The sequence below is a fragment of the Ruegeria sp. K3 genome (assembly GCF_056531845.1).
In genome coordinates, this window is the sequence record NZ_JBQFMM010000006.1 from 171,610 (window position 1) to 195,322 (window position 23,713).

20 protein-coding genes are annotated in these 23,713 nt (G+C 56.1%); 2 read left to right on the forward strand and 18 right to left on the reverse strand.

The genetic code is table 11. The annotated features are described in order from the left end of the window. Positions 1–3: 3 nt before the first annotated feature. Positions 4–627, reverse strand: a complete 624-nt coding sequence (locus ACR0MP_RS12865) for a glutathione S-transferase family protein (protein ID WP_480613026.1) — start codon at positions 625–627, stop codon at positions 4–6. A gap of 107 nt (positions 628–734) precedes the next feature. Between ACR0MP_RS12865 and ACR0MP_RS12870 the strand changes: the two genes are divergently transcribed. Then, positions 735–1,637, forward strand: coding sequence for a LysR family transcriptional regulator (locus ACR0MP_RS12870; RefSeq protein WP_170407194.1), 903 nt, complete (start codon positions 735–737; stop codon positions 1,635–1,637). Between the two features lie 248 nt (positions 1,638–1,885). Here ACR0MP_RS12870 and ACR0MP_RS12875 read toward each other — a convergent pair whose 3' ends face one another. The 16 genes from ACR0MP_RS12875 to ACR0MP_RS12950 form a co-directional block, all read right to left on the reverse strand. After that, positions 1,886–4,546, reverse strand: a complete 2,661-nt coding sequence (locus tag ACR0MP_RS12875) for a molybdopterin-dependent oxidoreductase (RefSeq protein WP_480886606.1) — start codon at positions 4,544–4,546, stop codon at positions 1,886–1,888. Beyond that, on the reverse strand, positions 4,546–4,878 hold the full coding sequence (gene nirD, locus ACR0MP_RS12880; protein WP_170392822.1) for a nitrite reductase small subunit NirD: 333 nt from the start codon (positions 4,876–4,878) through the stop codon (positions 4,546–4,548). Before nirD ends, ACR0MP_RS12875 begins: the two co-directional genes overlap by 1 nt. Beyond that, the gene (nirB, locus tag ACR0MP_RS12885; RefSeq protein WP_480886607.1) at positions 4,875–7,310 is read right to left on the reverse strand and encodes a nitrite reductase large subunit NirB; all 2,436 of its coding nucleotides are present in this window, start codon (positions 7,308–7,310) and stop codon (positions 4,875–4,877) included. The genes nirD and nirB overlap by 4 nt, the downstream gene beginning before the upstream one ends. 4 nt (positions 7,311–7,314) lie before the next feature. Beyond that, on the reverse strand, positions 7,315–8,994 hold the full coding sequence (locus ACR0MP_RS12890) for an ABC transporter ATP-binding protein (protein WP_170407184.1): 1,680 nt from the start codon (positions 8,992–8,994) through the stop codon (positions 7,315–7,317). Between the two features lie 5 nt (positions 8,995–8,999). Continuing rightward, positions 9,000–10,082 (reverse strand): ABC transporter permease, encoded by a 1,083-nt coding sequence (locus tag ACR0MP_RS12895; protein WP_170407182.1) that lies wholly within the window; start codon positions 10,080–10,082, stop codon positions 9,000–9,002. Between the two features lie 73 nt (positions 10,083–10,155). Further along, positions 10,156–11,520: a CmpA/NrtA family ABC transporter substrate-binding protein gene (locus ACR0MP_RS12900; RefSeq protein ID WP_480886609.1), complete on the reverse strand. Its 1,365-nt coding sequence runs from the start codon at positions 11,518–11,520 to the stop codon at positions 10,156–10,158. Positions 11,521–11,791: 271 nt separating this feature from the next. After that, on the reverse strand, positions 11,792–12,961 hold the full coding sequence (locus ACR0MP_RS12905; RefSeq protein ID WP_170407176.1) for an ABC transporter substrate-binding protein: 1,170 nt from the start codon (positions 12,959–12,961) through the stop codon (positions 11,792–11,794). Then, positions 12,958–13,542 (reverse strand): ANTAR domain-containing response regulator, encoded by a 585-nt coding sequence (locus ACR0MP_RS12910; RefSeq protein WP_480886611.1) that lies wholly within the window; start codon positions 13,540–13,542, stop codon positions 12,958–12,960. The genes ACR0MP_RS12905 and ACR0MP_RS12910 overlap by 4 nt, the downstream gene beginning before the upstream one ends. An 862-nt stretch (positions 13,543–14,404) precedes the next feature. Next, on the reverse strand, positions 14,405–14,953 hold the full coding sequence (locus ACR0MP_RS12915) for a hypothetical protein (RefSeq protein ID WP_480886613.1): 549 nt from the start codon (positions 14,951–14,953) through the stop codon (positions 14,405–14,407). Between the two features lie 245 nt (positions 14,954–15,198). Beyond that, complete coding sequence (locus ACR0MP_RS12920) at positions 15,199–16,257, reverse strand: aldolase/citrate lyase family protein (RefSeq protein ID WP_480886615.1); 1,059 nt, start codon at positions 16,255–16,257, stop codon at positions 15,199–15,201. A gap of 12 nt (positions 16,258–16,269) precedes the next feature. Next, positions 16,270–17,070 (reverse strand): 2-oxo-hept-4-ene-1,7-dioate hydratase, encoded by an 801-nt coding sequence (hpaH, locus tag ACR0MP_RS12925; RefSeq protein WP_170407165.1) that lies wholly within the window; start codon positions 17,068–17,070, stop codon positions 16,270–16,272. Beyond that, entirely contained in the window at positions 17,067–17,921 is an 855-nt protein-coding gene (locus tag ACR0MP_RS12930; RefSeq protein ID WP_170407163.1) for a fumarylacetoacetate hydrolase family protein, read from the reverse strand. Before ACR0MP_RS12930 ends, hpaH begins: the two co-directional genes overlap by 4 nt. Positions 17,922–17,983: 62 nt before the next feature. Continuing rightward, a complete protein-coding gene (gene hpaD, locus ACR0MP_RS12935; protein WP_170407161.1) occupies positions 17,984–18,967 on the reverse strand; it encodes a 3,4-dihydroxyphenylacetate 2,3-dioxygenase in 984 nt (327 codons plus the stop codon). Between the two features lie 12 nt (positions 18,968–18,979). Further along, positions 18,980–19,831, reverse strand: coding sequence for a 3,4-dihydroxyphenylacetate 2,3-dioxygenase (gene hpaD, locus ACR0MP_RS12940; protein ID WP_170561957.1), 852 nt, complete (start codon positions 19,829–19,831; stop codon positions 18,980–18,982). 51 nt (positions 19,832–19,882) lie between these two features. Beyond that, positions 19,883–21,394 (reverse strand): 5-carboxymethyl-2-hydroxymuconate semialdehyde dehydrogenase, encoded by a 1,512-nt coding sequence (gene hpaE / locus ACR0MP_RS12945; RefSeq protein WP_480886619.1) that lies wholly within the window; start codon positions 21,392–21,394, stop codon positions 19,883–19,885. Between the two features lie 2 nt (positions 21,395–21,396). Continuing rightward, complete coding sequence (locus tag ACR0MP_RS12950) at positions 21,397–21,780, reverse strand: 5-carboxymethyl-2-hydroxymuconate Delta-isomerase (protein WP_170394004.1); 384 nt, start codon at positions 21,778–21,780, stop codon at positions 21,397–21,399. 105 nt (positions 21,781–21,885) lie between these two features. Here ACR0MP_RS12950 and hpaR point away from each other — a divergent pair, with 105 nt between their 5' ends. Further along, complete coding sequence (gene hpaR / locus ACR0MP_RS12955; protein WP_170394006.1) at positions 21,886–22,326, forward strand: homoprotocatechuate degradation operon regulator HpaR; 441 nt, start codon at positions 21,886–21,888, stop codon at positions 22,324–22,326. A gap of 34 nt (positions 22,327–22,360) precedes the next feature. On the opposite strand, the gene ACR0MP_RS12960 is transcribed toward hpaR, so the two are convergent. Further along, positions 22,361–23,713, reverse strand: coding sequence for an aminotransferase class III-fold pyridoxal phosphate-dependent enzyme (locus ACR0MP_RS12960; protein ID WP_170394008.1), 1,353 nt, complete (start codon positions 23,711–23,713; stop codon positions 22,361–22,363).

A 23,713-nucleotide genomic window follows, 5' to 3' on the forward strand; every position in this document is an offset into this window, starting at 1 on the left:
CTTTCACTCTGCAACAAGACCAACAGCCGTCGCCGGCATCGCTTCAAAACCGGGCAAGGCCTCAAACCGAGCGAGCCAGGCACGGACATTCGGGTATGGCTCGAGAGAGACATTCCCCTCCGGCGCGTGTGCCGTATAGGAGTAGCTAGCCACGTCAGCGATGGTGGGCTGCTCGCCAACGAGCCAGTCGCGACCCGTGAGACCACGCTCCAGTTTCTGCATCGCTTTTTCCGCAGTCGCGGCTGCAAAGTTCGGGTCCAGCGGCGCGCCAAAGACGGTGATCAACCGCGCAGCGCAGGAACCAAACGCAATCTCTCCAGCCGCTAAAGTAAGCCAACGCTGCACATTTGCTTCTCCGACCGCATCACTTGGTATCCAATCAGGCGCATATGTCCGCGCAAGATAGACAAGAATCGCGTTCGAGTCGGACACAACAACCTCGCCATCCTCAAGGACGGGCACTTGCCCATTTGGGTTCATGGCAAGAAATTCAGGCGACTTATGCGCGCCAGCTGCTAGATCGACGGGAACAACCTCATGTGCAATCCCGGCAAGTTTCGCAAAGACCAAAGCGCGGTGTGCATGGCCAGATTTGGCGAAATGGTGAATACGAACAGCGTTGGACATGGGTTTCTCCGGTTGGTTGCAGGTGTTGAACAAGCAATACACATTGCGCTTCTTGATGATAATCTCCTATATTTGACGAACTTTAAGCCCTCAGAAGGCGCAATGGGATGGACAAGATAGACCGCATGCGGGCCTTTGCGCTGGTTGCAAAGAACACGTCGTTCACCGTCGCTGCGCAGCGCATGGGGCGGTCTGCGCGTTTGGTCAGTAAGTACGTAGCTGATCTGGAAAACGCGCTTGGTGTACAGCTGCTCAATCGCACGACCCGCAGCGTGTCGTTGACAGATGCGGGTGCAACATACCTGATGTTGTGCGAGCCGCTTCTCGACGGATTCGACGAACTCGAAGACAGGGTCAGAAATGAGCAGGCGTCCCTTCGCGGTGTGATCCATATCTCGGCGCCAACGGGGTTTGGCGCATTGCGGTTGGTACCTTCGCTCGCAAAATTCGCTGAGAAACACCCCCATGTAGAGCTCGATCTGAAGTTTTCTGATCGCAGAGCGTCGATTGTTGAAGAAGGCCTCGACCTTGCTGTCAGGATTGGCCCAATGCGGGACAGCTCGCTCAAGGTTCGGCAATTGGGCCGCATGCCCTTGGTTGTCTGTGCCTCACCCACCTATTTGGAACGCGCAGGGCGCCCGGACCATCCCCGGGCACTGGCCAAACATGAGTGCATTCTCGATGGCAATATGACAGAGCCTACAGTGTGGAGGTTCGACTTCGGCGGCCAAGAAGAGGCTGTCCAAGTGACCGGACGCTTCCGAATGAACGCTCCCGCTGCGTCAGCTCGCCTTGCTGAACAAGGCGCCGCCATCGCACGGTGCCCGGCATATACAGTCGCAGATGCCTTACGGTCCGGCGATCTGGTCGAGCTGTTTCCCGAGAACCGGGTGTCGCCATATGTCGTCGCTGCATTGTTTCCACAGAACAGGCGCATTACAACTCGGGTGCGCGCGCTTCTGGATCACCTAGCAGGCGACCCGGCTTTATGTCCTGATGGCAAGCGCTGAAGGCCCAAAGATGCAGTTCGATTCCAGTCGCCTTAGCTCTATTGCTGCGCGTTAGAGGAGACATTCGCTGCAAAACCGAAATTGCTATGTAGTTAAAGGTCTGGAGCGCAGAGCCAGCCATCGTCTGACAAATTATTCGAACCGGCTAGTAAGGCTTAATCGGATATCTGGTTCAGAGTGAATAGAACCCCCCGCTTACGTTGACAACCACCCAAAGCTGACCACGGTCCTGTTTGAAAGCCCAGAGTCTATCCTAAATGTTTCTGTGGGCAATTCTTCAGTTTGTTGCGGTTCAATTTCGAATGCTCCATGATCAAACCTGCCAACTCTGGTTGGCATGAGCCACAGTTAGTTCCGGCTTGAAGAGCATCTCCAATATCGTCCACACTGATCAGATTTAAGTCGTCAATTGCGCGGATGATAGTTCTTAGCCCGACTCCAGTACATGAACAGACAATTGGGCCGCAGTCTTCTGAGGCAGCAGAGGAACGACCGGATAATATCCGCAGCGGCGAAACTTGGGGTAAGGTTGCCAAATAGTCTCGCATCAGCGCGATGGGCTTAGGGGAGACGAAGAGTGCCGCCAATATGCGCCGTTCTTCTGACAGCGCAATTCTGAACGACCCGCTCTTAGCATCTTCTACAGTGGTGGCTGCGGCATCATGTAATCCAAACCATTGTCGGGCGGTATTTTCCCAATCATCGATGACCTGCTTCCCGGCCAATTCCATTCTGTAGCCATTGGTTGTTTTGGAAGTTGCCCAATAGTCTGCTTCAGGCGAGGCCGCGGCAACTGAAACGGCAAAACCGTACCATGCGGCATTCATACGTTGTACAGATACCGCTGTGGATTTGCTTTCAGGTTGTCCGGAAATCGGATCCGTCACACTTGGAACAAGCACGTCCACACGAGCTGATGGGGCGGTTTCGCCTGTCCAGTGAATAGGTGCAAACACCTGACCTGGCGGGATAGTTTCCGTGATGCGCAGTCGAAAGATGCCACTTCCAACGGAGCTGTTGAGCTCTACCAAATCGGCAGAACTGAGACCAAGTTCATCAGCGTCCTTGGGATTAATATCAATGTAAGGTTCGGCAAGATGAGCTGACAGGCGCGGCGACAATCCGGATCGGGTCATGGTGTGCCACTGATCCCGATTTCTCCCTGTGTTCAACAGGAAAGGGTAGCGTTCTGATGGCTCTGCCTTGGGCGTTCGATGGGTGACCGGCACAAACCGTGCCTTGCCATCAGGATGAAAAAACTGCCCGTCTCCGAAGAAACGACCGTCAGTTTTCCGCGATGCCGTGGGCCATCGTGTCGGGCACATCGCATCATAATCTTCGTCGTTGATGTCCGAAAAGCCAGCAATCTCAAAGTCTTTGCCAAATGAGATGGCAAGCGAGGACATGTTCGCATATTCCCTAAAAATCTGCGCCGCAGACTCATAGCTGAAGGCCTCGGCCCAACCCATGCGGCGGCCAACCTCGGCCAAGATATCCCAATCCGCACGTGCCCGTCCCGGAGGGGTCAGAACGGCGCGTTGCCTGCTGATCATGCGGTCGGAATTGGTTGCTGTGCCGCTTTTTTCGCCCCATCCTGCTGCTGGAAGCAATACGTCTGCGAGACGCGCGGTGTCTGTTTGGGCAGTCAGGTCGCTTACAACGGTGAATGGGCAGTTTTTGATCGCCGCCTTGACTCGATCGGCGTCCGGCATCGTGGCCGCTGGATTGGTGTGGATGATCCAAAGTGCTTTGATCTGTCCATCTTTAACGGCGCGAAACATGTCGACAGCTTTGAGCCCCTGCTTTTCTGGCAGGATGGGCGCTTTCCAAAAGTCCCGGACGGCTGCTCTGTGGGCCTCGTTTTCGATATCCAGGTGACACGCAAGCATGTTGGCCAGACCGCCGACCTCTCGACCACCCATGGCGTTTGGTTGACCGGTAACCGAGAACGGGCCCATCCCTGTGCGTCCGATGCGTCCCGTAGCCAGATGGCAGTTCAGGATCGAGTTGACTTTGTCTGTTCCGCTGGAGGATTGGTTTACGCCTTGACTGAAAATCGTAACAACCCGCTCGGTTCCAATCCACAGATCGCAAAACGCTTCGATTTCACCTGGGGTAAGTCCGGTCTCATCCGGATCATCAAGCTGTGCGAGTTCGAGGGCTTCAGTGTACCCTACGCTGCGATCCAGAAAATCCGGTGCCACATGCCCCGATTGGTGAATTCTGCTCAGCAAGCGGTTGAACAATGCCACGTCACTGCCGGGTTGCAACGCCAGATGGAGATCGGCCTGATCGCAGCTGGCTGTTCGGCGCGGGTCGACAACCACAATCTTCGTACCGCGCACCTGACGCGCAGCTATGACGCGTTGATAGAGAACGGGATGGCACCACGCGAGGTTTGAGCCAACCAAGACAACCAAATCAGCCTCATCCAGATCCTCATAAGTCCCGGGCACGGTATCTGTGCCAAAGGCGCGTTTGTGTCCGGCCACAGTTGACGCCATACACAGTCGAGAATTGGTGTCGATGTTGGCCGACCCCATAAAACCCTTCATCAGCTTGTTGGCGACGTAATAATCCTCTGTCAGCAACTGCCCCGAGACGTAAAATGCCACGCTGTCCGGTCCATAGTTCTTGATTGCGGCAGAAAACCGATCTGCGACCAGTTGCAGCGCGTTGTCCCAGTTTGTGTCTCGGCCGAAGGCGCGAGGAGCCAGCAACCGATGTTCCAGCCCAACTGTTTCGCCCAAAGCCAATCCTTTCGAGCACAAACGCCCAAAATTCGCTGGATGATCCGGATCGCCGCGAACGGTCAAGCCTCCGGCCCCATCGGGCCGCAAAAGCACACCGCAGCCGACCCCGCAATAGGCGCAAGTCGAGCGAACTTCAGGCAGACCACTTCCGTCCATCAGGCGGCGCTCCGCCGGGTAACTGCGCTGTCGTCTAACAGGATACGGTCGTCTTCAATGCGCACGGGATAGATGGTGATGCGGCCATCATCCGCGCCTTGCGCCTCGCCCGTATTCAGGTCAAATACCCAATTGTGCAAAGGACAGGTCACCGACTGTCCGTGCACGATACCCTCAGACAAAGGACCGCCCTTGTGCGGACAGCTGTTGGTCGCGGCATAGACCTCCACCTCGGCAGTACGGAAGACAGCGATGCAGCCGATATGCGTCTTGACAAGACGCGCCCCACGCAAGGGAACCTCGTCGATATGTCCGATGTCGATCCAGCTCATTCTGCGGCCTCCAGTGTGAAATCTGCAATTGGCGCGTAGGTTTGCGCTTTTTCTTTGACGTGTTCGGCCCACGGGTCTTTGCGGTAGATGTTTTGCGACAGTTCAAACCGCGCGACGAGGGCCGCGCGATTTTCAAGGTCGTCCACGACCTGCACCTTGACCCAGTCCATGCCCACCTTACCCAGCCATTTATATAAACGGTCCAGATACTTGCCGCCTTCGCGATAGGCTTGCGTGACGGCCATCACGATCTCGACCGCTTCTTCTTCGGTGGGAATCTGACAGAGTAGCTCGGTCTCTTTGACATCCATCCCTGCGGCCCCGCCGATGCTGATCTGATAGCCAGATTCGACGCAGACCACGCCGATGTCCTTGCAGGTCGCCTCGGCACAGTTTCGAGGGCAGCCAGATACGGCCAGCTTCAGCTTGTGCGGCGTCCACGACCCCCACAGGATTCTTTCAAGCTTTATGCCAAGCCCGGTGCTGTCCTGAGTACCAAACCTGCAATGATCGGTGCCGACGCAGGTTTTGACCGTGCGCAGACCTTTGGAATAGGCGTGGCCAGAGACCAGCCCGGCTTTGTTCAGGTCTGACCACATGGCGGGCAGATCTTCGCCTTTGACGCCCAGCAGATCGATCCGCTGACCGCCCGTGACCTTGACGGTGGGAACATCGTATTTATCCGCCGCATCTGCAATCGCGCGCAGTTCGTCGGGCGTGGTGATCCCGCCCCACATACGCGGTACAACGCTGAACGTGCCATCCTTCTGGATGTTGGCGTGTTTGCGTTCATTGACGAAACGGCTTTGTGGGTCGTCTTGGTATTCCAGCGGCCAGTCGGCCAGCAGGTAGTAGTTGATCGCGGGCCGACAGACATGGCAGCCATTGGGCGTCGTCCAACCCAGTTCCTGCCAGACGGCAGCCTGGCTTTTTAACTCCTGCGCTTTGATCAGGCGTCGCACATCCTCATGAGTCAGGTCGGTGCATCCGCAGACCGGCTGCGCGGCAGGCATCTGGAACGCGTCGCCCAGAGTGACCTGCAACAATTGCTCAACCAATCCTGTGCAAGTTCCGCAGGATGCGCTAGCCTTTGTGGTCGTGCGCACCGCGCCCAGATCACCCGCCCCCGCATTGATCGCCTCGGCGATGTCACCTTTGCATACGCCGTTGCAGCCGCAAATCTCCGCCTCATGCGGCAATGCTGCAACGGCTGAGAGAGGGTCCGCAGTGTCGCCCCCCTGATATGCGGGTCCGAAGATCAGCGTCTCGCGCATTTCTTCTACGCTGGCGCCGTCTTTTATGAGGCCAAAGAACCAGCTGCCATCAGTGGTGTCACCATACATGACCGCGCCGACCAGCCGATCCTCTTCAATCACAAGCCGTTTGTAGACCCCGCGCGAGGGGTCGCGGAACACGATATCCTCGCGCCCCGGCCCATCCGCAAAATCCCCCGCACTGAACAGATCGCAGCCGGTGACCTTCAACTTGGTCGATAGGGTTTTCTGAGCAAACGCAGCCTCTTCACCCAACAAAGCCTGCGCAGCCACTTTCGCCTGATCGTAAAGCGGCGCGACAAGACCGAAGACCGCCCCGTCATGTTCGACGCATTCACCTACCGCAAAGACATCCGAATCCGAAGTTAGCATCTGGTCATCCACATGGATACCGCGCCCGGTGGCCAGCCCAGCCTCTTGCGCCAGAGCTGTGTTGGGGCGGATACCCACGGCCATGACAAGCAGATCACAGGGCAATTCGGTCCCGTCGTCCAGAAGCAGCGCGCGGACCTTTCCGTCCTGTCCTAGGATTTCTTTAGAGTTCGCCTGCAGGCAAATCCTGATGCCTTTGTCTTCCAGCGATTTCTTCAGCAGGTAGCCTGCGGCCTCGTCCAGCTGTCGCTCCATCAGGTGACCCATGATATGCACCACTGTCACGTCAACGCCATGGGCAGCCATACCCGCGGCGGCCTCGAGCCCCAGCAAGCCGCCGCCGATCACGACCACCTTGTTGTCAGGGCCCATGCCTATCATCTGCTCGGTGTCTTCCAGATCGCGGTAGGCAATCACACCCTCCAGATCATGCCCTGGCAGAGGGATCATGAACGGGTTAGACCCGGTCGCAATCACCAGCTTGTCATAGGGAACGTGGCCGTTCTGACCTTCGACCACCTTCATCTCGCGGTCGATCTTCGCGACCTTTTCACCAAAGCGGCAGGCAATGCCCCGCGCGGAATACCACGCGTCGTCATGGGTGACGATCTCTTCATAGGTTTTCTCGCCCGAGAGTACCGGGCTGAGCATGATGCGGTTGTAGTTCCCGCGCGGCTCGGCGTTGAACAGGGTGATGTCGAACGTATCCGGCGCGGCGTCGGTCAGGTGTTCCAACACCCGGCCTGAGGCCATACCCGCGCCTATGACAACAAGTCTTTGCTTCATGATTTCACTCCGCTGCAATCGCCTTGGGGGCGGGTGTTTTGGGCTTGGCGCCATGTTCATATTCTTCGAGGAAATCGAGGACTTCCTGCCGGTAAGCATAGTAATCCGGATGCTCCAGAAGGGCTTTGCGCGTGCGCGGACGCGGCAGCTCAACCTTGGTGATCTTGCCGATCGTTGCCTGCGGACCGTTGGTCATCATCACCACGCGATCGGCCAGTAAGATCGCCTCATCCACGTCGTGGGTAACGCAGATCGCAGTGACCTTGGTGCGGGACCAGACCTCCATCAGGACTTCCTGTAATTCCCATCGGGTCAGGCTGTCGAGCATGCCGAAGGGCTCATCGAGCAACAGCAGTTTGGGGGACAGAGCAAAAGCACGGGCGATGCCGACGCGTTGCTTCATGCCGTTCGATAGGTCGCTTGCGGATTTGTCCATCGCGTCAGCCAAACCGACCCGTTCCAGATAGTATTCGACCACATCCTGACGCTCGGCCATGCTGGCCTTTGGATAGACCTTGTCCACCCCAATCGCGACGTTCTCCTTGGCGGTTAACCATGGGAACAGGTTGGGGGATTGGAACACCACCGCGCGTTCGGGATCGGCCCCTTCGACGTGACGGCCATCCAGCTTGATCGCACCCTTCGAGATGTCGTTCAGCCCCGCCGCCATGGTCAAAACCGTGGACTTGCCACAACCCGAATGGCCGATCAGCGAGATGAACTCGCCCTTGTCGATCTTCAGTTCGAAATCCTCGACCACGGTCAGAGGGCCTTTGGGCGTCGGATACACCTTGTGAAGCTGCGAGAAGTCGAGGAAGCGGTTCTCGATCAGCCCCTTTTGCGCCTCGGCCACCGCCGTTGGAACACCGTGGATTGGAGTGACATCCGGGAGGATACGCGAGCCTTCGACCTTGGCCTCGATCCCCACATCCATCAGGTATTTGGTGACGTCCGCGCGCAGGCGTTTGAAAGTCTCGTCATTGTTCATCGCAGCGCGTTCGCGCGGACGCGGGATTGAGACAGGGAATTCCTGCCCCAGTGTGCCATCCGGGTTCAGGGCAATGATGCGGTCGGCCAGAATGATTGCCTCGTCCACATCATTGGTGATCAGTACGCAGGTTTTTTTGTCGGCTTCCCAAATGTGTTCGATCTCATCAGCCAGATTGGCGCGGGTCAGCGCGTCGAGCGCCGACAGAGGCTCATCCAGCAACAAAACTTCGGGGTTCATCGACAACGCACGCGCCACGTTGACCCGCTGGCGCATGCCACCCGACAGCTCGGCCGGACGGCGTGTGGCGGCATGGCTGAGGCCAACCATCTGTACATAATGCGCGACTTTCTCGGCTTTCTCGGTCTTGCTGAGACCCGGGAAGACCGTATCAACCGCCAGACCCACATTGCCGCTGACCGTCAGCCACGGCATCAGCGAGTAGTTCTGGAAGATCACGCCCCGCTCCGGGCCCGGCCCTTTGATCGGGGTACCTTTGAACGTGACCTCTCCGCTGGTTGGGCTATCCAGCCCGGCCATCAGATTGATCAGGGTCGTCTTGCCAGTGCCCGAGAAGCCAAGGATCACCAGAAACTCACCCTCTTGCACGTTCAGATCGATGCCTTTCAGCACATCCGTGCGAGCGGTGCCTTCACCGAAGGATTTCGAGGCGTTCTTGAAACTTAGGATGCTCATCGCACTCACCGGTTGTTTGTGAAGGTAAACAAGGATTGCAGCGCGTACATCACCCGGTCCAGCAGGAAGCCGATGATACCGATGGTGAAGACCGCAACCATGATCTTGGCGAGCGAACTGGAGGAACCGTTCTGGAACTCATCCCAGACGAATTTGCCCAGACCGGGGTTCTGCGCCAGCATTTCCGCCGCAATCAGAACCATCCAGCCGACGCCCAGTGACAGGCGCAGGCCGGTGAAGATCAGAGGCAGGGCAGAGGGCAGCACCAGTTTGGTGATCTTGGTATAGGTGTTCATTTTCAGGACTTTGGAGACATTCACCAGGTCCTTATCGATGGAGGCTACACCCAAAGATGTATTGATCAATGTGGGCCATAGCGAACACAGAGTCACGGTAATGGCCGAGATCAGGAAGGATTTCGCGAACCAGCCGTCATTGGTGACGTAAACGGCCGAGACGATCATCGTGACGATCGGCAACCAGGCCAGAGGCGAGACCGGTTTGAAGATCTGGATTAGCGGGTTTAGGGCTGCATTTGCAGTCGGAGACAGGCCGGCCGCGATACCAAGTGGGACCGCGATGACGGTGGCGATCAGAAACCCAAAAAACACTGTTTTGATCGAAGTCCAGATTTGCTGGTAATAGGTCGGAGCACCCGTGAAGGCGACCTCTTTCACTTTCTCCGGCTGGCCAGCGTCAATGAATTTCTGATTGCGCTTCTCGACCATGGCCTCGAACTTCGCGCGTTTGGCCGCTTTGGCCTTGGCATCCTGGTTCAGGCTGACCATCTCTTCCCAAACCTGCGCCGGCCCCGGAACCGCGCCGAGAGAGGTCTGCACCTTGGGGGCCAGCGTTCCCCACAGCAACAAGAAGGCGCAGATCGACAACAGAGGCACGATCAGCAACCGCCATATCTCGGTCATCTGAGCGCGGGGATTGTCTCCGGCAGCAGCTTTCAGGATGGGTGTGGCCCAGCTGAGTCCCAGCACCTGGAACCATTTGTCGGCTGCATTGATGCGGGTGAAAAGGCGGGCGCGACGTTCCTCTCGGGCGGCGTCTGCGTTGAATTCGGGATCGACCGTTGTCATCTGATGTGTCCTTGCGATGGCGGGGCACTTTGGGGGCTGCGCCCGGCGCGGGCCGGGCGCGGGTTTTGGGGAATTAGCCTTGCACGTCCGAGCCGATGATCTTCTGCTCGCCCTTCAGGCCTATGGACAGGCTTTCGAGATAGGCGTTGGGTGTGCGTCCGTCGTAAGCGATGCCGTCAATGATATCCTCGGCCGGGGTCGGCGCTTTGTAACCATCGCTGTCCCAGGGGAAGTCGGCTTCATTCGCCAGACCTTCGTCGACCAGCAAGCGGGCGGCTTCCAAATAGATCTCGGGTTTGTAGACGGACTTGGCGACCTCGTCATACCAGCTGTCGGGCTTGGACTCGGCAATCTGCCCCCAGCGGCGCATCTGCGTCAGGTACCAAACGGCGTCCGAGTAGAACGGATAGGTCGCGTTGTAGCGGAAAAACACGTTGAAATCGGGGACCTCACGCTTGTCGCCCTTCTCATACTCAAACGTGCCGGTCATCGAGTTGGCGATAACCTCATAGTCCGCACCCACATATTCAGCCCGGCTCAGAATCTCGACGGCTTCAGGGCGGTTGGCAATTTCGTTCTCGTCCAGCCACATCGCTGCGCGGATCAGGGCCTTGGTCACGGCCAGAGTGGTGTTGGGGTACTGTTCTGCGAACTCGGCATTGAGACCAAAGACCTTTTCGGGGTTGTTCTTCCACAGCTCGTAGTCGGTAATAACCGGAACGCCGATACCCTTGAACACAGCCTGCTGATTCCACGGCTCGCCCACGCAATAGCCATAGATCGTGCCGGCCTCCAACGTGGCAGGCATCTGCGGTGGAGGGGTCACCGACAGGAACACATCCGCACCAATCTGACCGGTCACGTTTTCAGGGCTGTAGTAACCCGGATGCAGACCACCGGCGGCCAGCCAATAGCGCAGCTCGTAGTTATGGGTCGAAACCGGGAAGACCATGCCCATGTTGAAGGGCTTGCCTTCTGATTTGTACTTCTCGACAACCGGGGCCAGAGCCTCGGCGCTGATCGGATGCTGGGGACGGCCGTCGTCCATCACCGGGATGTTCGGCTTCATCTCTTCCCAAATCTCGTTGGAGACGGTGATGCCGTTGCCGTTCAGGTCCATTGAGAATGGCGTGATGATATGGGCTTCGGTCCCATACCCGATGGTTGCGGCCAATGGTTGTCCAGCCAGCATATGTGCGCCGTCAAGCTGTCCGTCAATCACGCCATCCAACAGCACCTTCCAGTTTGCTTGTGCTTCCAGCGTCACGAACAGGCCTTCGTCCAGAAAGTACCCATTCTCATAGGCGACAGCCAGCGGCGCCATGTCGGTCAGTTTGATAAAGCCAAAGGTCAGCTCGTCTTTTTCCAGTTCCAATTCGGCCAGTGCTGGAGACACAAGCGCCGTCGTCGCGGCGAGGCCTAAAAGAAGCTTTTTCATCTCGATCCCTTTCGGTTCAGCCCAACCCCATGGGCAAACAAAAAAAGCCGCCGACACAGTCCGCCGGGAGGAGGTGGCGGATGGTCGAGCGGCTTTGCTCTTCTAAGGTGCCCTGGATTGTGGGCGAATTCCGTCGGTGGGCGTCGTTGCCTTCCGATGTCCCGATTAAGTCAGACGCGCAGTGCGACGTCATCATTTTTTGACATCTTCACTTCGAGAATTCTGCAGCGCAGCAAAAAGAGATGCTGCGCTGCAAAAAAATTGTGCAATCTTACCCTGCGGGCTCGAAAATGCGCCGGTCGAAGAAGACGTTCCGAGACAGAATCAGGCTGCCATTGGCTGAGGCAACGGCCGTCGACTCAGACAAAGCTCCTTCAAGTTTCTCGGATGCGCCGGGTGTTTCCACACCAAGCCCTTGCAACTCCCGACGATAGAGATCACTTCGAAAGACCTTGGCTGCTTGTCGTTCCGCTGTCCCGACGTCCAGCCCGTTTCTTAGCGCCAATTGATGCGCGACCCATTTTGCCTGACTACGCCACGGGAAGGTGGCAGCACCGTCAAAAAACTCGACAAACCCTTCCACACTGCGTTGCTCGCCGCGTGCAGATATGGCGAACTCACCCATTAACGCTCGGTCGATCAGCTCGGGTGAGACATTGAGGTAGGTTTTGCGTGACAGCATCTCGGACGCGGTTGTTCGGCTGTCCGTGTTTGACAGCCAGCGTCCCGCACGCCATACGGTCCGCATGAGACTTCCCAGCAAATGCGGTTCCGTCTCGGCCCAGTCGTTTCTGACTGCCAACACCTTTTCAGGTGCACAAGTCCAGATCGCCTTTCCGGGCAACAGCAGTGCGCCAACACTGTCGTCCACTGCGAAGGAGCCCCAAGGCTCGCCCACGCAAAAGGCATCGATCTCGCCTCCCGCAAGCGCCTGCGCCATGAGTGGCGGCGGGACGGTACGGATTTCGACCTGTTTTGAGGCCAGTTTGGTTCCCGCAATCCAATAGCGCAGCAGCTCGACATGCATTGAAAATGGGAAAGGCACGCCAAACACCAAGACTTCATCGGCAGCTTTTGCCAGTGCAGCCCCAGCTGCAGCGGCATCAGTGAAATCAAAACCATAGCCCTGGTCGATCAATCGCTCGGCCAATTGCGTTCCAACACCGATAACATTGCCATTCAAAGACAGGACAGATACCGCGGATAGCGGTGTCGCGATTCCACCAAGACCCAAAGCCATCGCAACGGGGACAGGCGATAGTAGATGCGCCGCGTCCACATGCCCAAAGGCCAGCATATCGCGCAGAGAGGACCACGATGGCGCCGGACGCAGGTCCAGCGAGATGCCTTCAGCATGGTCGAACCCCATCTCGCGCGCGACGATCAATGGGGCCGCGTCGACAAGCGGCATATACGCGACGGGCAGTGTTACGGTTCTCATGACAACAACCCCGAAGCAGTGACCAAGGCTTCGGCCACCTCGGCGACGCGGCGGTTTTGGTTCATCGCGGTTTTTCGGAGTAGCGCATAGGCTTCATCTTCCGAAATGCCCTTGGCTTTCATCAGCAAACCTTTTGCGCGGTCGATCACTTTACGCTCTTCAAGCGCACGGCGGGTTTCTGCAAGTTCAGTCCGCATCTGGCGCAGCACCTGAAACCGAGCGATGGCGGTATCGATAACAGGTTTAATTCGCTCAGCTTGCAATCCATCGACAACATAGGCCGATACACCGGCCTCAACAGCAGCTTTTGCCAATCCGCCTGCGGCGCCTGAGACGAACATAGCCACGGGTCGTTCCAATGGGCCCGAAGCAACGGTAAGTTCTTCCAACATATCTCGAGAGGGGTTGTCTATATCGATCAGGACAATGTCTGGGCTTTGCGTTGCAATTTTACGTGCTAACCCAGAGACGTTGCCGATCACAGAAACATCTACGTCTCCAGTCTCTTTCAAGGCATCTATAATTGCAAAAGCACGTTCTTGATTTTGCTCGACGACAACGACAGTCAGGTGTTGTTTCATGAAGACTCAATCGAACTCAAGCTTGAGTTGATCGCAATTTCAAGATCATCAAACTCGCGAGCAGGCTAGCGGTTCGCCCAATTTATCAGCTTATTTTTGTAAGTAGTGGAATGTCTGCACAGTTTTTCTACATGCCAACAAAGAAATCTGCCGTGAACACCGCGGTCGCGCATTGAGTCGAATCATTGGTTTGTCCTTTGCGTCACCCATTGGTTTTGGAAGGGCCAATTGCACTTCAGCAGACCAGGCGAAATCGAAGGTCCGCTTTGACAGCTAGAACCATGTGAGGCCTCGATCGCAGCGAATGACTGCTTCCCGCCTGATTAGTGTATAAGAAATGTATGCTTCGGGTTATTCGTATGTTGGTTTTAGGCATCGTTGGCCTCAAATTAGCAATCACTAACCAGGATCGTGCGTCGGAAAAACTCGTACTTTAGGAGTTGTTCCCAGAGCTCGATCGAAGTCTAGGAGGCCGTACAGCGAACCTACGAAGATATTGTGCACGGTGTTTTGAAAGAAGCGAGAGATTGCCAGCACCTTTATCTTAGCCCCACTCTTTGGTTGGGTCTCCACAATTGCAGCGAATTCAATAAGTTCTTCCAGTGCATTGAAGCCCTCGTTGACGATACGTTCGTTCAAGAGGCGCGGATATCGCGCCGACAGCCTGTTAGAATCAGGTAGCGCACGAGTCGTCCGAATGAGGATTCCGGATCAGCTGTTATCTAGATGGTACGAAGCTCTTCGTCAGTTTAGGCTCGACCCATCTCAGATTTCTTGACGCGCTCTGATCGAGTGTTCAGACGGCTCTGATATCCAGCCAGCGGATTGACCTCCAGAACACGGGCATCGAATGTGCGCCAGTTCAAAAAATGGAGCAGTGCGTGCGAAAAGTGCCACCAGCTGTTCCACCACTTCTCTTATCCAGACGCTCGATGATTTCAGCATATTCCCATGTTTTGACCTCTGAAATCGCGCGACCGAGCAAAGGGCGGAGACGACTTCGAAGCAGACTTAGTACGTCGATATGGGTCACATATTTGCGGCGCTCTAGAAGCTGGTCATATCGATCCAACAGTTCTTTGACAGTTGAGAGAGTCCGTCGCTTCTCTTCTCCGCGCTTTGCGTTTGGATCTTCCCCTGATGCAAACTTGCCCAAAACTGCGAGTGCCATCCCGCGTGCCCCTTTGACATTTGCAATCGAATTAGGAGAGGCGATCTTGAACCGCTTCGCATTGTCCGCGCGTCTCTGCCTTACCGGGCAATATAGCACTATGTAAGACATGCTTTGACTTCTGACGCGGAGTCCAAGCTCCGTTACTTCAATGTCCCAAATGACGATCTCGAACCGCGCTTTTTCAGGCTCGATCGAGCGTAGAAAAGCATCAGTAAGCTTTCGTTTTTCAGTTGCCAATGTGTCCCCTCGGGCAGCCCCGACTGAAATACCCCTCAGAACCTCTTGAGACTCAGTAGCCGGTAATTTATTTTGTAAAACATAAAGTTAGAATACCGATTTATACTGGGCGAGCCCTGCCGATACGCAAGAGTACTGCCTTCGGGAGGCAGGGGTCGGAGGTTCGAATCCTCTCACTCCGACCAAAAACAAAGTTCCTGATGGGCCTCTTTGTTTTTCTGCGATATCCAGCTTAGCAAAAGTCGCTAGTCATCCCAGTTCAGTTCAAGCTCTTCGCGAAAGGCAAACCGTTTTAGGTGATCGGAAATCACCGTTTTCCAACTGTCTAGGTCACCGCGTTGATGCGCCGAGGCGCAAACTTCCAGCGCTACTGGCGTCGCCTTTAGTTCGACGACATTGCCACTGCCAAAAGAAACGGTTCCAGTATCTGCATCGAACTCGACCTGTCCCTTATGTGACCAATGTTTGCACAATTGCTGTAAGTACTTGCTGGCATTTTCTGTTGTCGCCGATCCGATAGCGTTTTGTCGCGGCAAAAGCGCGAGGCCGTTTTGCGCTTTGGCGCGCATGCTTTTTGCGAAAAGGGTGACGTCAATTTCAGTGGCCAGAAAGGTCACGCCGATCTCAAGACACCTACGCTGCATTGCAGGGTCCAGTGTTAGGATACCCGCGGCTTTACCTGCCGCGACGATGCGGGTCAGCGCGTCTTCAATGGCCTCCACAACATCTTGATGCCCGGCGTTGCCGATATGACCCATGTCGGCGGCCAGATCTGCAGGTCCGATGAAAACTCCGTCTACTCCATCAATTGTCAGAATGTCGTCCAGAGCGGCCATGCCCGCGTTGTTCTCTACCTGTACCAGCAGACAAATCTGCTCATCCGCCGTATCGAGGTAGTCCGGGATTTTGGCAAATTGCGAAGCCCGCGCAAGGGATGATCCCACACCTCGGACGCCGCGTGGGGGGTATTGCACCGCTCGCACCAGTTCGCGCGCCTGATCAGCGCTTTCGACCATCGGCACCAGAATACTCTGAACACCCGCGTCGAGATATTGCTTGATCATCCATGTCTCACCAATCGGTAGACGTGCGACTGGCGCGCTGCCCGAACTTTCGATCACTCGCACCTGTTCAAGGGTCGAGCGCAGGTCGTTTGGTGCGTGTTCGCCATCGACCAACAACCAATCGAACCCTGCGGTCGCGGAAATTTCTGCTGCATATGCGTCGGCCATTCCGATCCAGCACCCGACCTGAGGCTTTCCAGCCTTCAATGCAGCCTTAAAGGTGTTTTTTGGTGAGGGCATGTCGCTGCTCCTTTAGGCAAAATTGATGTCGACGGATCCGAACGATCCGAAATCGGCGTGGATTTCCGCACCCGATGGGCATTCGATCGGGCGAATGAAGCTGCCGGACAGGATTACGTGGCCGGGTTCAATGCTCTGGCCGTATTGCGCCATGCGACGGGCAAGCCAGACCACACTTTCGACCGGATCATTCAATACGCCCGCACCCAGGCCGGTTTCCTCGATTTCGCCGTTGCGGAAGGTTAGGGCCCCTACCCATCGCAGGTCAAATGCATCCGCTGGGTGGCGTTCCGCCCCTAGTACAATGCCGGCATTTGCGGCGTTGTCGCTGATTGTGTCGAATACAGTGCGGGACTTTCCAGTCCCAGGGTCTGCCCGCTTAATACGAGTGTCGAGGATTTCGATGGACGGAGTAACATAGTCGGTCGCCCGCAAAACCTGATCGCGGCTCACATCGGCGCCACCAATGGCCTCCTTCATGACAAAGGCGATCTCGGCTTCGATACGTGGTTGGATGAAACGACCTGCGGGAACGGTCCCGCCATTTTCAAAGGCCATGTTGTCAAACAGGATACCACTATCAGGAATGTCGATATTCAAAGCATATTGCATCGCTTTCGAGGTCAGCCCGATCTTCCAGCCGATGACCTTGCGCCCTTCCGCCAGCTTGGCCCGATAGATGGCATTCTGCACTTCATAAGCGTCATCCATCGCCATTTCGGGATACCGCAATGTCAGTAGACCGATCTGCTGTCGCGTCCTTTCCGCGTTCAGCAGATCGGCGGCAGCGCGCGCATGGTCTTCGGGGGTCATATCTGCTCATCCTCGATGGTGTTGCGCAGGGTGCCTATCCCATCGACGGATACCTCAACCACATCGCCGGGAGCCAGGTATTTTGGCGGATCAAATCGTGCACCTGCGCCGGTTGGGGTGCCGGTAACGATGATATCGCCCGGTTGAAGCGTCATAAAGGTCGAGATGTATTCAATCTCGCGCCGGATCGGGAACATCATTCGGTTCAACGTATCGTCCTGACGCAATTCACCATTCACATGAGTCTGAATGCGGGCGTCATCCAACTGGGCAGCGTCATTGAAAGGGACCAGCCAAGGGCCGATGGCGCCCGATTTGTCCCAGTTCTTGCCTTGCGTGACGTTGAACTTGGCGTGGCGAACCCAATCGCGGATTGTCCCTTCGTTGCACAGGGTCAGGGCAGCGATATGGTCATAGGCATCGTCCTGCGAAATCCGGCGGCCTGCTTTGCCGATCACGATGGCCACTTCGCCCTCGTAATCCAGCGTGTGATTTTCGGGCGGGCGGATCAGAGGGCGATTATGGCCGGTAAATCCGCTGGCGAAGCGCGGAAACAGCGACATGTATTTCGGCTGGGCACTGCCATCTTTGTATTCCGCGTTGCGATCTGGAAAGTTCACGCCAACGCACAGAATACGGCGGACATCCGGCATCACCATCTCAAAGGTGAAATCCGTGTGGGTTACGGGCTTTCCTGCGGCAGCCTTGGTCAATTGGCCAAACGCCCCGGCGGCGACAACCTCGTAGAGGCTTTTGAACTCGGCAAATTCGCTGTTTAGTGCGACCGCGCCTTCATCTGTGATCGCACCAAAAAATGTTTCACCGTTGGCAGTGTAGGTTGCAATGCGCATCAGGCCTCCTAGGCGTTATGGAACCCGCCCATACTGAGAGTTTTAGATCAAGCATACTTTGCTTACGGTGCGATGATGGGAGACGCAGACAGGTCTGGCTCGTTTACATCCACACCGACAAAGGATGTGCCGTGTTCAAACCAACTGCGCGGCGCCGGAGCGCCCCAGAGCGTCTGACGCTGCGGGTCCTTCAGGTCCCATTTGATCGGCTCCAGATCGGGGTCAACGGTCTGATAATCCGAGCAATAAATCTCAATCCGGTGTCCGTCGGGATCGAGTATATACAGGAAGAAAGCATTCGAAATACCATGTCGCCCCGGGCCGCGTTCGATGTTGTCCACATAGCCGGTGGTGGCCATTAGATCGAGCAGATCGATGATGTTCAGCGGTGTTGGCACCCAGAAGGCCACGTGGTGCATCCGTGGGCCTTTGCCATTGGTGAAGGCCATATCATGCACCCCACCCTTGCGGTGCATCCACGCGGCCCACAGTTTCTTGCTGTCTTCGTCTTCCGTATACTCGGTCACGCGGAACCCGAAATCACTGTAGAATGCGACACTGTCATCGACATTGGTCGAGAAGCAGTTGAAGTGATCGATCCGTAGCGGTTTCACACCACGATAGAGCGCGTATTTCTGATGGATCGGCTCCAGGCGACCCATCTTGTGATAGAACTCTAGCGGTATGCCCATATTGTCCGAGGTTAGCAGAGTCCGGCCCTGATAGGGGCGATCAACCCATGAGGTCGGTCGGCCTTTGGATTGAAAATACGCCTCGGCCCGATCCAGATCCTCTTCGTCGAAGGTTTTGAAACCCATGACTTCAACGGTGCCCGGCTGATCGGATTTCTGCAGGATCACACAGTGATGTCCACGTTCCTCCATAGCGCGCAGGTAGACATGTGTGTCGCTTTCGTCCGAGACCTGCAAACCCAGAATCTCCGAGTAGAATTTGCGCGAAGCAACAAGATCGCTGACGTTCAGGCAAACATGGCTTAGCCGGATCGTGTTGAAGTCTGGGTACAGGTTGGGGGCTGGAACGGGCATTGAAACCTCCTGTTAAACGGGGAAGATGACGTTGGTCTGACCAGTGCCGGAACTTGGGAAATACTCGGTCACAACCTCGCATTTTTTGTCATAGGCGTCCCAACCCAACGCTCCGTAGAGCATCGACGTGTCATGCATCGAGCCTTCGCCGCAGCAGAAATTGGCATAGTCGCCCAGCATTTTCAGGAACGTGGCGTGGTCGCCGTTCTTCCACATCTCGAGCACATGCAAGTCCATCTGCCGGTTGAATTCCGAGCTGATGGTGAAAGTGCCGTTATTGGCGGCATAATCCTTGTTCGCCCAGATCTTGTGCGACAACGAGCCTGACGCGACCAACAGCACCTTTTCATTGCTGGCCTCAACCGCTTCACGGATGGCCTCACCAATGACCCGGCTTTCGTCATGGCTATGCACCGTGGCCCAGGCCGCGACTGAGACGACTTTCATATCATGCTCGCGGCTCATGAAGCGCATCGGGACCAGCGTACCGTATTCCAGTTCGAGACTGTCCAAGTGATGCGCTAAAGTGTAGACGCCTTTGTCCGACGCGATCTTTGCGATGGCATCACCCATTTCAGGATTGCCCTCATAGGAATAGGGCAGGTCCTGGATGAACTGCGGGAACTCGTTCGACGTGAACAGACCTTCGAATTTTTCATTGGCGTTGATGTGGAACCCGGCATTGATCACCCAATGCGTGTCGCAGATGATCACCGTGGTCGCCCCCAGCGCTTTTGCACGGCGCGCGATTTTGCGGTGACCATCAATGGCAGGCTGGCGTTTGCCTTTAACCGGGCCTTCCTGCTCAGACATGAGCAGAGTCGGCACATGGGTCATTTTGGCGGCAAGAACGATTTCTCCCATGGTCTGCTCCTGGAGTTAAGGTTTTTCGCGCGATTGTCGTCTGAGGGGCCGCTATAGCTTACCCAATTGCATGATCTTGTGCTGGCCTGTGGCAAAGCCGACATGCTTTTGTTCCATGTAGAACTCAAAGCTCCAGTCGCCGCCGTCGCGCCCGATGCCGGATGCTTTGACCCCGCCAAACGGTGTGGGCAGATGGCGCACGTTTTCCGAGTTCACCCAGATCATTCCGGCCTCAAGCTTGTCCGTGAAACGTAACGCGCGGGTCAGATCGTTGGTCCAGACATAGCCGGTCAGCCCATATTGCGTGTCATTTGCGATCTGCAGCGCCTCCTCCTCAGTCGAGAACGGGATCACGGTCAGGACAGGGCCAAAGATTTCCTCGCGTGCGATGCGCATTTGATTGTTAGCGTTAGTAAACAGGGTGGGCCGTACGAAGTACCCCTCTTCGCCCACCTTGACGCCACCGGCCGCGACGGTCGCGCCGTCTTCCTTGGCGATGTCGAAGTATGAAGTGACCTTGTTGTAATGCTCTTCCGTTACAAGAGGACCAATCTCGGTTGCAGGGTCCAACGGGTGGCCGACTTTGATATTGTTCACGCGCTCGATCAGCTTGGCTTCGAACTCTTCCTTGATTGTATCATGTACCAGCAACCGCGAAGAAGACGTGCAGCGTTCGCCGTTGATCGAATAGATCATGAAGATCACCGCATCCAGCGCGCGATCCATGTCGGCGTCGTCAAAGACGATGACCGGGTTCTTACCGCCCAACTCCAGATGCATCCGTTTCAGCGTATCTGCGCCTTGCTTGGTAATGATGCTGCCAGTACGGCTTTCACCGACAAAGGCAATGGCTTTGATCAATGGATGTTCGGTCAGCCGCTTACCGGCGTCTGGACCAAAACCGTTGACAGTGTTCAGCACACCCTTGGGCAGACCGGCTTCTTCCGCGATTTCGACCAATAGCCGCGCAGACAGCGGTGAATCTTCAGCTGGTTTGTGGACGACCGTACAGCCAGCGGCCAGTGCCGGAGCGATCTTCCATGTCGAAAGCATGAACGGGGTGTTCCACGGCGTGATGACACCAACGGGCCCGATTGGGACGCGGGTGGTTATGTTCATCAGTGTCGGTGATTTCAGGTGTTGACCATCCCGCGCCTGAACCACCTGATCGGCAAAATAGCGAAAATTCTCAGCCCCTCGCAGGGCGGCTTTGGACATAAAGCGCAGGGTCTGGCCGGTATCCCAGCATTCGCACAGCGCGATCTCTTCGGCTCTTGCCTCAATCGCATCTGCAACATTCAGCAATATCCGGCGGCGCTCCGGGGCGGGCATGTCGCGCCAATCTGCAAAGGCCTCATGCGCGGCCTGTGCTGCTGTATCGACATCTTCCGTAGTGCCATGGGCGACGTCGCAGATCACCGATTTATCCACCGGAGAGATCGTCTGAAACACCCCTGCTGACCCATCTTGATCTTCTCCTGCGATCCGGTTCTTGATCCCGGTCTTCTTGAAACGGGCAAGGAAACCAACAAGCCGTTCAATATTCTTGTGCAGGTCACTCATGGTCAGGCCTCCAGATGGTCGCGGATCGTGCCGGTTTTGGGGGAGAGGTCGGGATCGATGTCGCGCATCTCAAGCGACAGCGCGATGGAATGCTGGCTCATGGCGGGTTCCAGATAGGTTCGGGCCGCCTCGAAGATGCGCTGCGTTGCGTCCTTCTTGTCGGCCTGCGAACGACCGGCCCGCAGCCGGATCGAGATATCGATGAACCCATGCTTTGGATTTCCGTCTGCGATGGCATAGTGATCAACACGGATCGCTCGGACGCGAATGCCTGCTAGCGGAAAGGTGTCAATCTCAGCGGCCGTTGCACGGATGCAATCGCACAGACCGCCCATGTCGATCCTGTCTTCCAGATTCCAGGAATATTCGACGTGAAAATGCGGCATGATTCCTCCGTTATTAATTAACATGTTTAGCATTATGAGATTATGTCGTCAAGAAGTTGCGTTGTTAATCTTTGCATTTCCAGGGGCAGCACACTAGAAGGCGGCATGAACACTCAAAGCCATACCAAGAGCACCTCAAGGTCGCTTCCCATTGCATTATTGCGCGCCCGCGAAACGATCATGGCCCCCATCAGGGACATGCTGCAGGATATACAGATATCCGAGCAAAAGTGGCGCGTCCTGCGCGTATTGGATGAGCTTGGCGAGGTCGAGCAAAGCGCTATCGCCAAAGAAGCTTGTCTGTTGCTGCCCAGCCTGACGCGAATATTGCGCAGCATGGAAGCCGATGGGCAGGTCACACGTCGTCAGGACAGCCAGGATAAAAGGCGGACGATGGTGATGATTACAGATGCGGGTCGGCAGATTTTGAAAGACAACCTTCAAGCGTCATTGGCCATTTCAAATAGTATTGAGGCGCAGATGGGGCGAGAGAAGCTTGATGAGCTACTGGACCTACTTGAAGAGCTGCAAGCTGTTAAGGTTTGACCCCGCCAGTTGGCAAGCGGGGTCTGCGCGACGACTACAAACTCGACAATCCTGTATCCAGCGCTGACAGGATCTTGGCAACATCGTCGGATGTGACAATCAGAGGTGGGGAAATGATGATGTTGTTGCCAGATACGCGCACCATCACACCATCCTCATAAGCTGCCTTTTGCACCTGTATTGGCAGTTGTTTGGCAATCGGTGCTTTGGTTGCGCGGTCCGAGACCAGTTCCAGCGCGCACATAAGGCCCTCGCCCCCTCGGACGTCACCGATCACCTCGTGCTTTTCAGCCAGTTTCTTCAAGCCCTCGAACAGCTCATCCCCGCGTGCTGCAGCGTTTTCCCAAATCCGCAGACGATTGATTTCCGAAAGAGCTGCCAGTGCCGCCGCCGCGCCGACGGGGTGACCAGAATAGGTGTATCCCTGATCAACGGATGCCAAGCCGGTTGTGTCATTTTCAAATACCTCGGCAACTGCCCCCGAGATCATCGCGGCGCCAAACGGGAAATAGCCATTGGTGATCGCCTTGGCCGTCGTCATAATGTCAGGCTGGACGCCCCAATGTCTCGCTCCGCTTTCACTACCGGTTCGACCAAACGCCGTGATGATTTCGTCTGAAATCAGCAGAATACCGTTCTTCGAACAAACCTCACGCACCATGGGCATAAAGCTTTTGTGCGGCGGAATTACGCCGCCTGCGCCCAAAATCGGCTCCATGATGAAGGCGGCAACCGTGTTGGACCCCTGGAACGCAATCTCGGCTTCAAGCGCTTTGACGCAAAGCTGAGCCAGGCGTTCAGGGTCGGTTTCGTCAAACGGGTTGCGATAGGTCCAAGGCGCAGGCACATGAAAACAGCCTGGCATCATGGGTTCATACACGGCGCGGAACTTCTGATTGCCATTAACCGAAGCGGCAGCGAAATGGGTGCCGTGGTATCCCTGTTTGAGACTGATGAACTTGGTGCGACCGGCCTCACCCCGAACTTTGTGATACTGGCGCGCCAGCTTAAGTGCGATTTCCACCGAATCCGATCCGCCCGAGGTGAAAAAGGCGCGTGTCAGCCCATCAGGAGCAAAGAACTGTGCCAACTCGTAAGACAGCTCGATCGCCTTGTCGTTGCTCGTACCCCGGAAGGTCGAATAATACGGCAGCGCATTTAGTTGATCAGTGATCGCCTGTTTCACCGGATCGCAGGAATAGCCCAGATTGACGTTCCAAAGGCCACCCACGGCGTCGATGGCCTTGTGCCCGTCCACATCGATGATGCTAACTCCTTCCCCGCCGGTCAGAATGGTCGGAGGGTTGTTCCGGCTGTCAGCCGGGTGCGCCATCGGATGCCAGAAATGGCGGGCGTTGTTCTCCTTAAGAAAGTTGGAGTCTTTCAT

Coding starts and splice junctions, on each gene's coding strand:
- ACR0MP_RS12865 (WP_480613026.1), bottom strand. CDS start 627: ATGTCCAACGCTGTTCGTATTCACCATTTCGCCAAATCTGGCCATGCA.
- ACR0MP_RS12870 (WP_170407194.1), top strand. CDS start 735: ATGGACAAGATAGACCGCATGCGGGCCTTTGCGCTGGTTGCAAAGAAC.
- ACR0MP_RS12875 (WP_480886606.1), bottom strand. CDS start 4,546: ATGGACGGAAGTGGTCTGCCTGAAGTTCGCTCGACTTGCGCCTATTGC.
- nirD (WP_170392822.1), bottom strand. CDS start 4,878: ATGAGCTGGATCGACATCGGACATATCGACGAGGTTCCCTTGCGTGGG.
- nirB (WP_480886607.1), bottom strand. CDS start 7,310: ATGAAGCAAAGACTTGTTGTCATAGGCGCGGGTATGGCCTCAGGCCGG.
- ACR0MP_RS12890 (WP_170407184.1), bottom strand. CDS start 8,994: ATGAGCATCCTAAGTTTCAAGAACGCCTCGAAATCCTTCGGTGAAGGC.
- ACR0MP_RS12895 (WP_170407182.1), bottom strand. CDS start 10,082: ATGACAACGGTCGATCCCGAATTCAACGCAGACGCCGCCCGAGAGGAA.
- ACR0MP_RS12900 (WP_480886609.1), bottom strand. CDS start 11,520: ATGAAAAAGCTTCTTTTAGGCCTCGCCGCGACGACGGCGCTTGTGTCT.
- ACR0MP_RS12905 (WP_170407176.1), bottom strand. CDS start 12,961: ATGAGAACCGTAACACTGCCCGTCGCGTATATGCCGCTTGTCGACGCG.
- ACR0MP_RS12910 (WP_480886611.1), bottom strand. CDS start 13,542: ATGAAACAACACCTGACTGTCGTTGTCGTCGAGCAAAATCAAGAACGT.
- ACR0MP_RS12920 (WP_480886615.1), bottom strand. CDS start 16,257: ATGCCCTCACCAAAAAACACCTTTAAGGCTGCATTGAAGGCTGGAAAG.
- hpaH (WP_170407165.1), bottom strand. CDS start 17,070: ATGACCCCCGAAGACCATGCGCGCGCTGCCGCCGATCTGCTGAACGCG.
- ACR0MP_RS12930 (WP_170407163.1), bottom strand. CDS start 17,921: ATGCGCATTGCAACCTACACTGCCAACGGTGAAACATTTTTTGGTGCG.
- hpaD (WP_170407161.1), bottom strand. CDS start 18,967: ATGCCCGTTCCAGCCCCCAACCTGTACCCAGACTTCAACACGATCCGG.
- hpaD (WP_170561957.1), bottom strand. CDS start 19,831: ATGGGAGAAATCGTTCTTGCCGCCAAAATGACCCATGTGCCGACTCTG.
- hpaE (WP_480886619.1), bottom strand. CDS start 21,394: ATGAGTGACCTGCACAAGAATATTGAACGGCTTGTTGGTTTCCTTGCC.
- ACR0MP_RS12950 (WP_170394004.1), bottom strand. CDS start 21,780: ATGCCGCATTTTCACGTCGAATATTCCTGGAATCTGGAAGACAGGATC.
- hpaR (WP_170394006.1), top strand. CDS start 21,886: ATGAACACTCAAAGCCATACCAAGAGCACCTCAAGGTCGCTTCCCATT.
- ACR0MP_RS12960 (WP_170394008.1), bottom strand. CDS start 23,713: ATGAAAGACTCCAACTTTCTTAAGGAGAACAACGCCCGCCATTTCTGG.